Source organism: Pseudomonas sp. GW822-FHT02G04 (assembly GCF_058802085.1).
The window spans coordinates 34,441-48,452 of record NZ_JBXANU010000019.1 but is presented as its reverse complement, the minus strand read 5'-3'; the positions used below and the strand labels follow the sequence as shown (position 1 = coordinate 48,452).

16 protein-coding genes and 1 pseudogene are annotated in these 14,012 nt (G+C 50.9%); 6 read left to right on the top strand and 11 right to left on the bottom strand.

Annotated elements, in window-relative coordinates:
* Positions 1-69: 69 nt before the first annotated feature.
* The 4 genes from AC1RO5_RS21505 to AC1RO5_RS21490 form a co-directional block, all read right to left on the bottom strand.
* Positions 70-348 carry a hypothetical protein gene (locus AC1RO5_RS21505; protein WP_493177513.1) on the bottom strand — a complete coding sequence of 93 codons (279 nt, stop codon included), beginning with the start codon at positions 346-348 and terminating at the stop codon, positions 70-72.
* 53 nt (positions 349-401) lie between these two features.
* Positions 402-785 (bottom strand): hypothetical protein, encoded by a 384-nt coding sequence (locus AC1RO5_RS21500; protein WP_493177512.1) that lies wholly within the window; start codon positions 783-785, stop codon positions 402-404.
* Between the two features lie 90 nt (positions 786-875).
* On the bottom strand, positions 876-1,322 hold the full coding sequence (locus tag AC1RO5_RS21495; RefSeq protein WP_493177511.1) for a hypothetical protein: 447 nt from the start codon (positions 1,320-1,322) through the stop codon (positions 876-878).
* 43 nt (positions 1,323-1,365) lie between these two features.
* Positions 1,366-1,758 carry a DUF6957 family protein gene (locus AC1RO5_RS21490; protein WP_493177509.1) on the bottom strand — a complete coding sequence of 131 codons (393 nt, stop codon included), beginning with the start codon at positions 1,756-1,758 and terminating at the stop codon, positions 1,366-1,368.
* Between the two features lie 219 nt (positions 1,759-1,977).
* Between AC1RO5_RS21490 and AC1RO5_RS21485 the strand changes: the two genes are divergently transcribed.
* Positions 1,978-2,460 (top strand): helix-turn-helix domain-containing protein, encoded by a 483-nt coding sequence (locus AC1RO5_RS21485; protein ID WP_493177508.1) that lies wholly within the window; start codon positions 1,978-1,980, stop codon positions 2,458-2,460.
* A gap of 146 nt (positions 2,461-2,606) precedes the next feature.
* Positions 2,607-2,945 (top strand): annotated as a pseudogene (locus AC1RO5_RS21480) (DUF4113 domain-containing protein); the annotation flags it as partial.
* Positions 2,946-3,153: 208 nt separating this feature from the next.
* Here AC1RO5_RS21480 and AC1RO5_RS21475 read toward each other — a convergent pair.
* From AC1RO5_RS21475 to AC1RO5_RS21465, 3 genes are all read right to left on the bottom strand, one after another.
* Positions 3,154-4,017 (bottom strand): hypothetical protein, encoded by an 864-nt coding sequence (locus tag AC1RO5_RS21475; protein WP_493177506.1) that lies wholly within the window; start codon positions 4,015-4,017, stop codon positions 3,154-3,156.
* Positions 3,992-5,698, bottom strand: coding sequence for an ATP-binding protein (locus AC1RO5_RS21470; protein ID WP_493177505.1), 1,707 nt, complete (start codon positions 5,696-5,698; stop codon positions 3,992-3,994). Before AC1RO5_RS21470 ends, AC1RO5_RS21475 begins: the two co-directional genes overlap by 26 nt.
* A gap of 533 nt (positions 5,699-6,231) precedes the next feature.
* The gene (locus tag AC1RO5_RS21465) at positions 6,232-6,693 is read right to left on the bottom strand and encodes a hypothetical protein (RefSeq protein WP_493177504.1); all 462 of its coding nucleotides are present in this window, start codon (positions 6,691-6,693) and stop codon (positions 6,232-6,234) included.
* Between the two features lie 296 nt (positions 6,694-6,989).
* Here AC1RO5_RS21465 and AC1RO5_RS21460 point away from each other — a divergent pair, with 296 nt between their 5' ends.
* The 3 genes from AC1RO5_RS21460 to AC1RO5_RS21450 all read left to right on the top strand — a co-directional run bounded on the left by AC1RO5_RS21460 (position 6,990) and on the right by AC1RO5_RS21450 (position 8,842).
* The gene (locus AC1RO5_RS21460; protein WP_493177502.1) at positions 6,990-7,358 is read left to right on the top strand and encodes a hypothetical protein; all 369 of its coding nucleotides are present in this window, start codon (positions 6,990-6,992) and stop codon (positions 7,356-7,358) included.
* A 61-nt stretch (positions 7,359-7,419) separates the two neighbouring features.
* The gene (locus tag AC1RO5_RS21455) at positions 7,420-8,592 is read left to right on the top strand and encodes a DUF3800 domain-containing protein (protein ID WP_493177501.1); all 1,173 of its coding nucleotides are present in this window, start codon (positions 7,420-7,422) and stop codon (positions 8,590-8,592) included.
* Between the two features lie 37 nt (positions 8,593-8,629).
* On the top strand, positions 8,630-8,842 hold the full coding sequence (locus AC1RO5_RS21450) for a hypothetical protein (RefSeq protein WP_493177499.1): 213 nt from the start codon (positions 8,630-8,632) through the stop codon (positions 8,840-8,842).
* A 126-nt stretch (positions 8,843-8,968) separates the two neighbouring features.
* Here the strand turns inward: AC1RO5_RS21450 and AC1RO5_RS21445 are convergent, their stop codons facing one another.
* From AC1RO5_RS21445 to AC1RO5_RS21435, 3 genes are all read right to left on the bottom strand, one after another.
* Positions 8,969-10,459 carry a Shedu immune nuclease family protein gene (locus AC1RO5_RS21445; RefSeq protein WP_493177497.1) on the bottom strand — a complete coding sequence of 497 codons (1,491 nt, stop codon included), beginning with the start codon at positions 10,457-10,459 and terminating at the stop codon, positions 8,969-8,971.
* Positions 10,460-10,553: 94 nt separating this feature from the next.
* Positions 10,554-11,540 carry a hypothetical protein gene (locus AC1RO5_RS21440; protein WP_493177495.1) on the bottom strand — a complete coding sequence of 329 codons (987 nt, stop codon included), beginning with the start codon at positions 11,538-11,540 and terminating at the stop codon, positions 10,554-10,556.
* A gap of 50 nt (positions 11,541-11,590) precedes the next feature.
* The gene (locus tag AC1RO5_RS21435) at positions 11,591-12,058 is read right to left on the bottom strand and encodes a hypothetical protein (RefSeq protein WP_493177494.1); all 468 of its coding nucleotides are present in this window, start codon (positions 12,056-12,058) and stop codon (positions 11,591-11,593) included.
* A 150-nt stretch (positions 12,059-12,208) separates the two neighbouring features.
* Between AC1RO5_RS21435 and AC1RO5_RS21430 the strand changes: the two genes are divergently transcribed.
* On the top strand, positions 12,209-12,544 hold the full coding sequence (locus tag AC1RO5_RS21430; protein WP_493177493.1) for a hypothetical protein: 336 nt from the start codon (positions 12,209-12,211) through the stop codon (positions 12,542-12,544).
* A 462-nt stretch (positions 12,545-13,006) separates the two neighbouring features.
* Here AC1RO5_RS21430 and AC1RO5_RS21425 read toward each other — a convergent pair whose 3' ends face one another.
* Entirely contained in the window at positions 13,007-13,972 is a 966-nt protein-coding gene (locus AC1RO5_RS21425; RefSeq protein ID WP_493177491.1) for a DUF2806 domain-containing protein, read from the bottom strand.
* Positions 13,973-14,012: the final 40 nt, after the last annotated feature.

Below are 14,012 nucleotides of genomic sequence, written 5' to 3'. Positions count from 1 at the left end.
CAGGCTCTCACTGCTTTAGTGCCCGCCGCGATGCCACCGGGGGTGAGCACCCCCGAATCCACCCAGACTTCAGAAGTCTTCCTTCTCTTCCCGGATGTCGACCTCGCCCATAGCCCCCAAATAGATCTTCCGACAGGGCAGCTCGGTGATGAATCCGCTTTCGAAAAGCATCCTGGGGATATCCCCAAATAAGCTCGACACCTCCCATTTCTCGGTGAGCGGCTTCATTGTCTCTGCAACGAATGAATCTAGGTCGAAGTCCTGCGTTGCGACAAATGGCCCTGCGCGGGCGTACCCTTCGAAAATGCCTGAGGCTATGCAGATGACTTCTCCGGCCTTCACGATCATAACGCCACCTTATGATTGTTCATGGGGCTTCATGGCAAAGATGAACACGACCATTACTGCAACACTCGCGGGGTGAAATGGTGCATCCCCTGTGAAAGCCGCAGAAACTCACGCAGGCTCGCACGTCCATTGTCGCGCTGGAACGTAGCGAGAACGTACCGAGAGTTCACTGTGGTCAGCACCCAAAATCGTCCCTCGCGTTCCGCTTTAATCACGTCTGAAGTCCGGATCAGATGGCCATCGCCGAACCGACCGTACTGGTCTTTTCGGTTGTGACCAAAAACTACGCCTATGCCAGCGCGAGCCCTGATGAATGCTCCACAGAGATAGGCGGTGACCGGTTCCTCAAAGCGTTGCGCCTGGGCCTTTATGATTCGTGTGAGATCGAAGTCTGTATGACGTTTTCCGTGAAAGCTTGCATCTACAGTGTTCAGCATAATTGCGCTCCTTTGGCGGCCTGTATGGCGCGACCAGGAGTCCGACACGGAATCATCCTCGCTGATGCCGTGCAGACGTCTTCATAAATTTCAGGCGTTGCGAATCATGTCCGCATGGAAAATCGGGTTTAAATTGGTCAGAAAGTCACTTCTGAATCCAGTTTGGTGAGAGCTGTGGTACGTGGAGCCTGTCGCTACTTCCAGTAGGCAGACGAAGCACTCGTTCTCGTCTTCACCAAGCGTCACTTTGGTCAGTGTCTCCATACGCCAGCCTTCTGTGCCATTCATGTAACCGGGGGTGACTACTTGCACGTCTGTGATGATGGTCTCTGCGTCCTGCGCTATTAGCATCTGTTGGAGCCGAGGCTCGCTGTCGACCATCAGAGCCGCCTCGGTGATTCGGCCTTGGTGCTTGGCCTGGACTGTGACGTGATACCAGTGAGTGCGAAGCACTCTGGATACCTGATGCCATTGGCATTGACCTTCCCCAAACATGCCCGGCAGGCCGAGCATGTCGTCGTCGTGTGTTCTAAACATCGTATGTTCTTGGGTCTCAAGGGGCTCCGTTACAGAGCGCAGGTTAGAAGAAGGAAAAAATGGTCTTCAGGCTCGCAGGTTGTTCATGACCTGGGCCAAGCAAGGCGTAAACCGTATTTCTGGTTTCGAACACGACGCCGTCATTGAAGCTGGTGCACATGCTTGAACGAACCCAGTCGCCTTGCCGAAAACGTCCCTGACTGTCCTCGATCACATTGTGAGCAAATACGATCATTGGGAGCTGGCCGACTGCATGAACTTTGGCGAGCTCATCGGGCGTGACGTCGATGTGAAAAACTGTCCACTCTTCGACAAGGCAGTACGGCTTGCCAGGAAAGTTTTCGGATACGAGAGCTCGAGCTTCTGAACTGCTAGACAGACCAACACGGGGAGTACGTGGCCCACCTACAACGTCGGGTTCTTCGACGCTTGCCATAGGGTTTCCTTTCAGTATTTTTCATCAAATTGACAATATGACCCTTCTGGCCGCCGTTGACGGTGGCCGGGCTGACCCACGCCAACGATGTCTTGGCATCCTGGGTGAGACCATTAAACCGTTACGAAAGCCTATAGGCAATCATAATGAACCTTTTAAGGCGTGTTATGACTGATTGGTGTGTGGCCTTATCCTCAAATTTGCTTGGGGAAAATACCGATGGATGCGGCAGAAGCGCTGGCTGTCGTGGTTCGTGGGATTCGCAGAGGACAAGGCCTGTCTCAAGAGGACGTCAATAGCATCGGGCGCTCTCACCTCAGTCGGATCGAGCGGGGGGAATTAAGCATCACGCTTGACGTCCTGGTACGGCTCGCCGGGATCCTAGATCTCGAACCGGCTGCGCTGATTCTGATGGCAAGCTCGCTGCAAGCTCACGAGTCATTCAACGACGGTCTTAAACGTCTCTCGAAACAGCTGAACAGAATCAAGAAGGCTGGGATCGATCTAGAAATTGAGTCACTTGTTCGGGCTGGGAAGCTACCTCCTGGTCGACCAGCCCGATCTGAGGCGGCGGCTAATGCGCTTGAGGCCATTCGATTGAAGAAGGAGGGACTGCGTGTTGTAGAAATCGCTGCAAGACTGGGGCTGTCTGAAGCGACTGTTCGCAGATATTCGAAAAAACAGCCACCCGACCAGCCGTGATTTGAAATGACCAGTGCGCGACTAAATATGTGTGAGGAGGGACTTCTATGGAAAGCCGCTCTGGAATTCCTTGGCCCCGTACGTCTATATCAAACGGTCGTCGACTTATGGGTCAACGCCACCTCACCATCTCGCTCGACCGTTGAGTACCTTGCCCAACAAACGATGTGCGGCTTATGACTAAGGCTGCGACCGAAGCCGTCAATCGTCTGTTCCGACCGGGCTTCAAGTACAGCAAGGCGGAAGTTCTGCTGATGGATCTGCGACAGCCTGGTGAATTTACCGATGACCTGTTTGCGCATTCGCAGCCAGAGATTGCTGACAAGGTGATGAGTGTTTTGGATGAGATCAATGGCCGCTGGGGGAAGGGTGTTCTGCGGGTAGCCAGCGTGCCAGCGGCGCCTGGTTGGGCGATGCGCCGAGAATTGATGAGCCAGAGTTACACGACGAAGGTAGACCAGTTGTGGACAGTCAAGGCGAGGTAGCAGGCCGGCGTAAGCCGACGGCACTCTACGTAAGCGGGACGCCGTGACCTCCTGCTTACGACCCATAGCGGTGTGGCGACACATAGCAATTGGCCGATTTCTGCCCGTCACCGAGGGCAGCCATCGGCGAGAAGCAGCCCCTCGATTAGAGGTTGATCCGTCAAACTTGGTCGCTCTACATGTCTTGGTGCGATTCAATTACTCGACATCAAAAACTAGAGGGCAACTCACCATATCGAAGATAGGCGAGCAAATCAGTTGAGCGTAATACTGCTCTGTAGAAAATCGCCTCCCAACAATTTAAGGAGTTACATTCCGCCGCGACTAAGAACATAGAAATGGTAAATTCTAGCTGATCCTCTTTGCCGCCGACCCGAAGAGAGCGTGCCGTTTTTAATAGATGCACGTGCTTCGTCTCACAATAACTTAAAAAGCGAGATCTAACGTTAACACCTAGTACGTGCTCCTTGACTAAACTTTCAAGCTCAGGAGGAATGCCATCCTCAAATTCAAACTCAAACTCTGGCTTTCTATAGTCGCCTTCAATTTTAACTTTGTAGATCGGAAAGTCTATTTCATCATAGTATCCATGTATGAATTTTTTTTGATTCCCTTCAGTAAGATAATCTGCGCCCTTTGCTTCTTGGCATGCATTACACATCGGCGTTAGGTTGGCGATTAAAACAGAAAATTCAGGAAAAACCGTCTTCGGAAGGTAATGATCAAGGGTGCCAGGGACGGTGTGTCCTCCACATGACGGACAAAAAATCAGTTGATGATCACGCCTTAACGATGAAAGTATCTCATATTGAAATTGCGCTTCCGTTGGACTGTAAAGATTTATCAGGGAGTCCTTTCGTGCTGTCGCTTCTTCTTCGCTATCTGTATAGTCTCTTAAGTTAATAGGCGTAATTGTCGTCGGGCACCCCCCGCTTGCTACATAAGCCTGCGCGCTAGTTATCCATGTAGGTCTAATCCTCTCATAGAATCCTCTATATCTCACACGCTCGTCTGCGAGCCTGGAAATTACTTGTAATGAATCATATTCAGGAAATGGAATCTTGGCGACCATGAACGTTCTCATAATTCAAAATCTTAACGACGAGCTCTTCATTAACCTCAGCTCCTAGAGAAGCTATCAGCTCTCTAGGGTTTTGAAGCCCATCCATTTTGTTCTTCAACCAACTCTCGAATGGCTTTGAAAAAGAATCGTCGCCGAATACATAGGTTGATATCCGCTGCATATCCCCCCCAAAAGTTTCAAATGGAGGGTGTACCACATCTAATCCATCTTCTAAATCTCGAAAGACGTGGACACATTTTGCTGGGGTTTCACGCGCAATGGACAAAGAGTGAGTAGCCAATATCGCACAAGAATTGAAAGCCTTATTAACTTTTTTTAGAAGCCCAATAAACTCGACTTCTAATTTCGGATGAAGAAAAAGCTCAGGTTCATCAATAATAACTAAAGAATCCCGCTTAATCTCCCCCACGACATTTATGACTATATAGCAAAACAATCTTTGTCCAGAGCTTAAAAATACACGCATTCCATCTTTAAGAAAAATCACACCTTCATTTCTAATCACATGCGCATCTACGCGTTTGATTTGCGAGTAATCGTTAGGCACTACGTATCTACGATTACCCTCTGCGTATATTTCAAAGCTCTCGAACGGCCCAGGAACAAAAGCGCCATCGATCTCCAGGGCTAACGTATCGAATGGTATCGCAGAGGAAAGAATCTCTTTGATTACCTCTACCTTACCAATCCAAAGCTCTAAAAAGCCGAATGCTTCATCATCCTCGAGAGCCTTCATTAAAGACGCAACAGAGTCTTTTGATGGTAGGTTTCTATTGATGCCTATTCTGGTTTGCCCGTCTTCCTCAACCTGATATCTAAACCCGAAATAACGATAGGCATCCTTTTCTTGAAGTTGCGTGCCTTCAAGATCCAAAGTAAACTCTTCAAAAGGGCTATATGAAACTAAAATCAACTTAGATATATTTGGATGACTGCTAAACGGCTCATGGCCATTCAGTATGCTTGGTTCTCCAGAGCCCACACCCAACCAATATTCCACTAATGTCTTTAAGCAATATGACTTACCCACTCCGTTTGGGCCAATCAACACGTTGACATCATATGGCAGCAGACTAGAATTAAATACAAAATCTATGGGTTGAATTGAACCATTCCTGCGTGGCAAGTTGAGCCTAAAATCATTGATTTTTGGTGGGGAGGAATTTTCAAAGACTCTCCAACCATCGTAAAATGCTTTTTTAGCTCCCGCCTCCCTTATCAATGATGAGCTCCATGCATCAGTCGAAACAATTTCATTTATTTTTAATTTATCTTCATGGCTACCATATCTCTCGGTATACCCTGCATCACGGAGGACAGTTAATACACTTTTCGCCTCTTCGATCCCCGCCGCGCTTATCAGAATCTCATAAAAGGCTATATCACTTGGTAACGATGCATAACTTAAATCTAAAAGAGGAAAAAAGCCGTTCCACCCGCTTTTAACTAATCCATCCAAATACTCGGCACTATACTTTACGCCTGGAAAATAAATTTTTAACGCGAACTCGTATAATATACTGCCACTCTTAAAAATCGCCGCATTAAATGTAGTCTGAAAACCGAAGTCATCCCAGTTGTTATTTGAGAGAATTATAGAATTTGGGTTTCCGGAAATCGCCTGTGGACTTTGCTTCCAATTCCGTCCTGCCTGGTAAATTACGTCCACTCGACACTCCTTTATTTTGTGTGAATTACCTATCGGGAATCTAGCCAATGCCTGCCTACTTTAGTTTCCACTGACGTACTCTGTTCTGAGTGAAGGTACTTGTTTGTCGAGCTCAATCAAAATATAAGCGTTTTCCTTTGCGAAATATTCCGCCTCAACAAATACATTTAGAGCAACTAACGGCATTTTCCTAACCCGTTTAGATTGAAGACGCTACTTTCGCACCGGAACGAAGAAAAGTCGATATCGCCACTGATTCCTAGGCGAGTCTACGTCCTGGCTTTTGCCAATTAATCCCAGCGCTGAGTGGCGTAAGCTGGTCAGAAGCCACCTGGCACGACCGGCGGCTTCTGGCGGATTACAGCCTCTCGCGAAGGTCAGGAATTGGGCGTAAGCACCCATTGCAGCTTCCCCAAGAACAACAACCAGTCGGCTGCTAACCGAAAGAATTGCTCCTTCGCGAAGCGCCTATACCTCCTCTCACGCTCCAGTCGAACTGATTTTTCCGTGAAAACCTTGGGGGATTACGCCCACTATCTGTAAAACCCATACGACAGTGCGTCGCAGTACAGAACGGTGTTGCAAACGATAACTTGGGCAAGCATGAAACCGAGGCCAGCGCCGATAAACGCAACGCCTGCAATGACCCACGCAAGGCTCGCATTCAAACGAAATCTCAACAACCAAGCCGAAATACTCGAGCCCAGGAACATGCCCGGAAGGGAAAACAAATGCCCTAGCCCCATGAGGCCTCCATCACGCCCTAAGCTCGATACGACTGACATGTAGATCAGAAGAGAGAGGGACACGGCGGCTGTGGTTCCGGTTAAAAACATTGCCTGCGCACGTAAAATCAAGCCTGGAAGCAACGCTAACGCTGACACTCCCACTAGATACCAATAGCCTAAATAAAGCGTGTTGCCGGCTGTGGATGCGTAAACGAGGACGAGAGCAACTAGCACCACCGAATAGAGAAGATCATCCTTAAAGCGCATTTTTATTCCTATGCATTGCTGTCAAAGCCGTAATTTCTGAACAGAGTAGCCAATGGGCTGGTGTTCGCTCATTCGTCCACGGTGGAGGCAAAGACTTCCATTGCCTGAAAGCTGATTTAGTCCCGCAATTTTGAGTTGGAAGTCCTGAGTTTTCCCTAGGCAACCTTGGGTTCGAGCTACGGTTAGTCAGGCGTGGTATCTCCTGCCGGCGTGCACGAGCGCAGGTGATCAACATGCTGATGGCTTTTGGCCTCGATGCCAGCTAGATTTGGTGCTTTCTACGATCAAGGACGGATATGAAAAAGCTCATCGCAGTTATGGGGATGTGTGTCGCACTGGGCGGTTGCGCAACTTCGCACTTCACCGCAGGTCGAGACTTTCCTTCGGCCAATGTAGCGAGCATCACCAAAGGTAAAACCACGACTATTGAGTTGAGGTCTCTGTTCGGTGAGCCCTACGCCAAAAGCGCCGTCACCGAGACTGACGAGAAGTGGATCTACACATACACCAACGGCTCAGCCCACGCCCAAAGCTATATCGTCACTATGAACGTAACGACTACTGGTACTCAGAAAACGCTCGACGTCCTGATCCGCAATGATGTGGTCATCAACTACACATTCAGTGAAGGCCCAGCGCCCGGCACAACCACTGCTACGAACTAAAATCACCCCCTTGTCACTGGGCGATTTATCGCGCTCATTCAGATGCTGATGGAGCATGCCCATGGATAGAACGTATGCCTTCGTGGATGAATCTGGGAATTCCGACCTTGATACGTCAAAGAGTGGAAGCTCGGGCTTCTTCATCGTGTGCTCCATTCTGGTGGCAGAGAAAGATCTGGATGCTGCCTATGCCCAAGCTGAAGCAATCCGGAAACTTCATTTTCAAAAAGGTGAGATCAAATCCAGCAACCTGAAGCCTAAGGATTCAGATCGCCGTGCTCGGATCTTGAGCGAGCTGGCCGAGCTCCCATTCAAGCTCTATTTCACCGTCGTTGATAAGTCCCGAATTCACAAAGATGGCGGCCTTCGTATCAAGACCTCGTTCGTTAAATACGTGAACGGCTTGCTCTATGAACGTCTATTTAGAGCACACCCTGATCTCCGGATGATCGTAGACGAGCATGGTGGACAGGAATTTCAGGAGAGCCTCAAAAGCTACGTTGTAGAACGGTTCGTTGACGACCTGTTTGGCGATGAGGATGCCTTTCAGACGAAGTCCAGTAAGGACAACGTTTTGGTTCAGGTTGCAGATTTTTTCGCCGGCTCGGTGGCTCAGATCTACGAAGAGAAAGCATCGGAAGAAGCAGTTCTCGCCTACAAGAAGATCCTTCGCAGCCAAACTCTCGGCATGCTGGAGTGGCCATCCAAGTACCAGTCTCTTCTGCCGCCGCCGACGAATGAGTCTGGCTATGCAGACTACCAAATATACCAGGAAGCTCTTCGCCAGGCTGACAGTTTTAGCGAGCGGGTTGGTAAGCACTCTGATGAGGATGAGCGCCTGCAGCTAGGCATCTTGCGATTCTTGAGATTTCAAAGCGAATTCGTCACCAAGGACTACGTGCTGACTACCGAAATCATCGCCCATCTAAAAGACAGTGGGTTCGGAGTGGTTGACGGTCAGAGAATTCGCTCCAGCGGCATTGCCAAGCTTCGCGATGCAGGGGTAATCATCTCTAGCGCGGTCAAGGGTTACAAAATTCCCCAAACGCGTGCGGACATTAACGACTTCCTACAGCGAGCATCGGGCATCGTCGTCCCTCTTCTCGAGCGCGTTAAAAAGGCCCGCGAGGTTTATCGGCTGAGTAGTCGAGGAGAATATGACATCGTAACGGCAGCCAACCTTACTGAACTGGCCAAGCTGCTCGCTGCCCTAGAAGCGTTTGCGGATGAGTGAGCTATGCAGCCGTACCAACGCGTTGCCGGACGCTGAAATGATCCAAAAAGAAGTTCTGGAGATGTTGAGTGAGGCCAAGGTGCTCGCACTGAGATTCTATCGGCTGACCGGCAAACCGCTTGGGATTACTGGCGAGGTGGCCGAATACGAAGCGGCTACAAACTTAGCCTCCTACTACATCCTGCAAAAAGGACGCTGTGCTGGGGCCGCCATCAGCCCGGCGACTCGTAGAATTCTGGGCAGCCGTTGAGCGGTGCGCAAGGGATACCTCGCGAGTATCTGGCAGGCGTAATGATCCCCGTATGGGACATTAACCATAATTTTAGGCTTAATGCGCCCATTCGGGCACCTTATGCTGAGCGACGGTATGCGCCCCTCAGAATGGCAGGTCTTCATCACTGATCGGCTCAGGCTTCGCTGGTGGTCGTGGAGTCAGCGCCTGACGAATGCTCTCAAGACGCACCAGCAGCTCATCGAACGTGACCACCAGTACATCCTTCAGTCCATTTCTATATTGCTCGAAAGCTTCCTGCTTATCCTCATCCTCCGGCGTACGGCCAATAATGACAATGGCCGCAACTGCATGGGCGTGAACACGTTCTTTGAAGCCACGCGCCAAGCCAAAGATCTCGCGCTGAACATTGCCACGCTGACTGATGATCTGGCCGACTGAACCGCTGAGCTCGAAGGACGGGGTATAGGTTTGCCGGTACTGCCTCCCGAGCAGGTCATGCTGAGGATGTTTGATCTCAATGAGGGCAAGATTACCTGTAGCTCTAGCCGCCATCAGAAAGTCGGAATATTGGCCGCCGCGTCCGCCGAAGCCTTTTCCGCCCACATAGGGCTGGTCAGCGATTTTCTTCACGGGATAACCAAAAGCCATGTCCAGTACAAATGGATGTTCGCTCAGGAAGGCCTGCCATTTCGGCTCCCCGACCTTGCTTGCCATCATTGTCTTATACACCTCGATGAGCTCGCCGAGAGTGACCAGCTCAATCTCTGCCTTTAGGTTGTAGAGAGTGCGAGGTGCGGATTTTGCGAGGGCCGGGACGTTCTGTTGCGCAAGCTTGACCGCCTGCTGCTGATCTTTCGGAGAAAGACTAGGCGTCACCGAGCCCAGTGACACCAAGCTTGCAAGCAAGTCTGGGGAGAGCTTTCGTGCTTGGGGTGGATAGAGCTCTGGCGCTGCCTGGTGAAGCAAGCTTGTGTAACAGACGAGTTTCTTGTCCGCTGCTGTCTCTCGTTGATGACGTTGGGTGAGTCGATCCAAGCTCTTCTTCAACTGCTCAAGTCGATCAATTCCTAGATAGAACTCGTTGCCCTTAATCTTCGCATCGTCGCTACCGGCTCCGCCGTGCAGGATAAGCGTGTCCACTCCCTCCAAATTGCTCAGCGCGTGAACAAGGTATCGGTATTCGTAGTGAAACCCTAGGCCGTAGCGCCAGTCCTTCGATAGTCCTGCGGGCACCCCACTGAGAAGTTCATCGACTTCGTACTGGTCGGTCGGATGTGCATAAGGCTGGTAGACGGGCCTAGTTATGATGATCGACGTGACGGTGTCGTATCTGGGCTTAGCGTACTCAGGATGTTCTGACCGGGCGTTGATGGGGTAAAGCGTCAGATACTCCGGAGCCACCTCCAGAATTAGATGCCAACCAGGCGCATCATCTGACAGAGCGACATCGCTGTAGTAGACACGAGACGTCCCATAGATCTCGTCACTTAACGATTCGTACTCTTCGTCTGACTCAAGGGTTTCAAGTTCTTCTTCGGTTAGACCTCTCGCGTCTTCAAGATCGAAACGTAGAAAAGGGCCACCGTCGGTGCGCTGCTGCATGGCGTATTGGGAGGGGCGCATAGAAGGCATTGCCTGTCATCCTTGGTCGTAGAGGCATCTTTTGTAGTCGGTTAGATCCATGGAGCTTGGGATGTGCTCTCCCATTCGAAGTGCCTACATGCAGCTAGAAGGGGATTGGGTCGTCGAACTGTATGGCTGTTTTTCTCGGCACCTGCGGCGCAGTCAAAGGCGATACCACGAAGAGGTTAACGATGTCCTCCCTGTCCATGAAGAGGATCTGACTTCGTTTGGATTGGTCAAGCTTGCCACCGATCCAATTTCTAGCAGCCTTGGTGATTTCTCCACCCGCGACGATGAAAGCGTGGTCAACCAAAACGCGTCTGTTGAGCTCTGAGTCAAAGATCTCGTGACCCAGCATCATCAGCACCTGGTTATGGATCTCGGCGACGTTGGCTTGTCCTGCCTTCGTTACGCCGGAGGAATCAAGCTTTCCCTTTTTCACCTGAATGCCAAAGTAGATGACGTGCTGGGTAGGAAGCGTGAACTTCATCCAGATGTCCTTCCCATACTCCAAGGCTTTGTCCTTGTGGCCAGCAGACGTGATCCGAGCGAAACCCAGCTGCCGGAATAGTGGAAGCAAAACATGCTCGATCAGATCGTCCTCAGAGCACTGAGCAAGGTACGAGATCAGCTGGTTTTTCTTCTCAATTTCTGCGGCAGAAAGAGGACGGTGGGGACTCGCGGATTCATTCCCAACTGCGCCGGTGCCGCAGTGACGCAGATAGCACTGGTCGTCATCTCCGTAGAAAGCTTCGAAGCCCTCCCGTTTAATCGCGCCATTCAGAGCCTTGAGCGCCTCCAAACGGGGTGGCTTTTCGTTGAAGGCATCCTCACTATCCATGAGAAGGCGAATCACACGGAGCATGGCATCCGGTGGCATCAATGGATTAGAGTTTGGGAAGTCTAGGATTTTCTGCAGAACATCCGCGACCCAGAATCGCCGCGTTGAACCGTCATGGACGAACTCAGTATCGGCATCCCTGAAGAATCGAGTAAGGTTTGGGCCTGTGAGGTAACGGAAATAGCCTTTCGTGTTGTCACCGCAGATCAATTCCGCGACTTGCTCCGACGTACGTGCCTTCCATTTCATACTTCGCTCCACTCGATTGGCCAATACAGACTTCTAATCCATGCGCCTTATCAGGGTAGCCCTTTCTTTGGACTCCCTGGGGCGAACATGCTAGCGATGATACGGGCATCCAAGAGAGCGTGATGTGGAAGTGGAATCCCGTCGCTTATGGCATCTAGAGTGGTAGCGTCAGTGGGGTGATTTCGGACATTCCTTGGCCATTTCCCTTCGGCATATGCGAGCTCACAGAAAAGCTCCCAGTCGTACTGTGGAGCGTCTGTGACAATCTCCAAGGCTTCGTCGAACGACGCGAGAAACTCGAGCAACGCTGACCTTGCTCCAATGATCGATAGTGCATAGCTTCCGCCCCAGAGCTGCGAAAGTACGATCTCTACGACGAAGTCGCTGCATTCTGCTTCTCGCCATGTGTCGAGTAATTCCACGTAGAATTCGCGCCCATCCTCGGCCACCAATGCCAGCGATATAAGCTTCGCTGACGCTGAGAGCTGGGTAAACTCGCAATCGAGAAAGAGCCTCATGCTGTTAGAACTCCGTGATGACTAGGGCTCGCCTACATATGGCGCAGGAAGGTCACCCATGAGAGATGGCTCTCGAGCATCTGGGCTCAGAGGGTGTGCTTCAATCCTATTAGAAATTGTCGAGCTAAGCTCCGCCCTTTGAGATGTTGTATGAACTCTGAATTAACTGAAGAAGAAATGCGTCGTGCCCTGTTCGGTACGCCTCAGCCCGAAGAGCAGATGTCTGCTCCTGTAGTAGAGGAGCCTGTGCCAGAGGTTGTCTTTACGAAGCCGGTAGCTGCTCCCGTAGCAAAGAAGAAAGCGGCGAAAGCGTTTACGCCCAGGCTTAGGGTCACGCTCCGGGTTGGGAACGAATTTGAGGGGAAGATGCAGGAGTTGACTCACGAGGCCGACACGTTGAGCTCGTTGCTTGCCGAGCAAGAGGCTGTGAAGGCTGCCAGGAAGAAGTACAAATATGTGGAAGTGGTATCGGTCAAGTCGATGTAGGCGACGCTGCTGAGCTGGCTAGAAGGCTTACTGACCTATCCATTTGTGACATGTACATCGAGCGCAAGCGGAGCGCGCAGACCCACGATGGGCCAAAGACTTGAGGATGAACGCCCGTAGGGCCATAACCCGGCGCAGCAGGAGTTTGTTCACGACAGCCGTACCCCGACTGGGGGCAAGCACAAACCGAATATCAGGCGAATCGTCATCGATTTAAGAGGTAGTAAAGTCGACGAAGGCCTTGCTTAGTAGGCTTTGCAGGACTACCGACGCAGGGCCTTGGAGAAAGTGCTCTCGGTTGCTGATGTCGACGCACTTAGGATTGATGTGAATGACAGTTGCGCGATGGCCCGTTAATACGACCTCATGATGGTCGCAGTCCAAACCAGCACTGCATTTCTTAATGATCTATGGGTTCACGCGCTATGCCCTCAAGGTATCAGCAAAGTTTTGTAGGGATTTCTACGATGGAGACCGCCAGAGCACCTCGGCGGGTTTTCCATCGCAGAGTAGCTCTAAACGTGTAACCCCGATCCGGGGCAGGCGAAGCGCCGCCCGCCGTATATTTTCTTGGTAATCAGGCTTCGGAAGTAATCGTCCAAGCTCTCTACCGACACGTGTGAAGTCAATGTAGGCCCATTGTGACGTCGATCCCGTTTGAAAATATACGAGCGTTGTCGTCCCATCCACGGAGAAAGGTGACCATAAAGCTGAATCATTTGAAAACGGTTTGAATGGAGGGAGGTACTGCACAGCACTCGTAGGCGCCATCAAACCGAACTCACTAAGTCGTTGCCATCTCGAAAAGTCGTCGCCTCGTTTCCATTCCGCGCTGTAATCAACAGCGCTCCCGACGCTTTTGGCCCAAGCGTGACTAAAGTCGTTGGCGATCTCTTGATCTAACTCGCTTAAAGCACGGAGCGTTGCTAAACCGAACGACCCTGGATGTAGGATTTGACCAGCAAGTATTCGACCAAACAGATCTTGCAGGCGCTCTGAAGATGCATCCTCAGCGAACCGCATGAAGCTGTTCATCCAGTCGTCATTCGGGGGTTCGGATGCCGACCCACTATCACTGGCGGCGTCAGTTTCCAAATGCTCAGCTGCGCTGTGCGCTACGCTCAGGCGGTTTTTTGCCTTTCGAATCGTAGTTGGTAGGTAAATCTCAGCCGCCACCTTCATCAGATCTACGTCTTTGCTCGCCTCATCCACCGCAGCTTTTGCCAAGACGGCCCCTACCATGGATCTCGCCTGGGTAGTGTCATTGATTGCCTGGGTATATTGTTCCAACTTTGCAATCGGAACTGCTATTAACCCACCGAGTAGATCCGATACAGCTTTGAAAAATGACTTCCTTACCGGCTCTGGTATCCCACTCGCAACGGTTTCTATCAAAGACAGGACACTCGGTTCTGATGAATCATTCATTTGCTATTCCTTAAGGTTTCACGCGGATCTGGGCAATGCA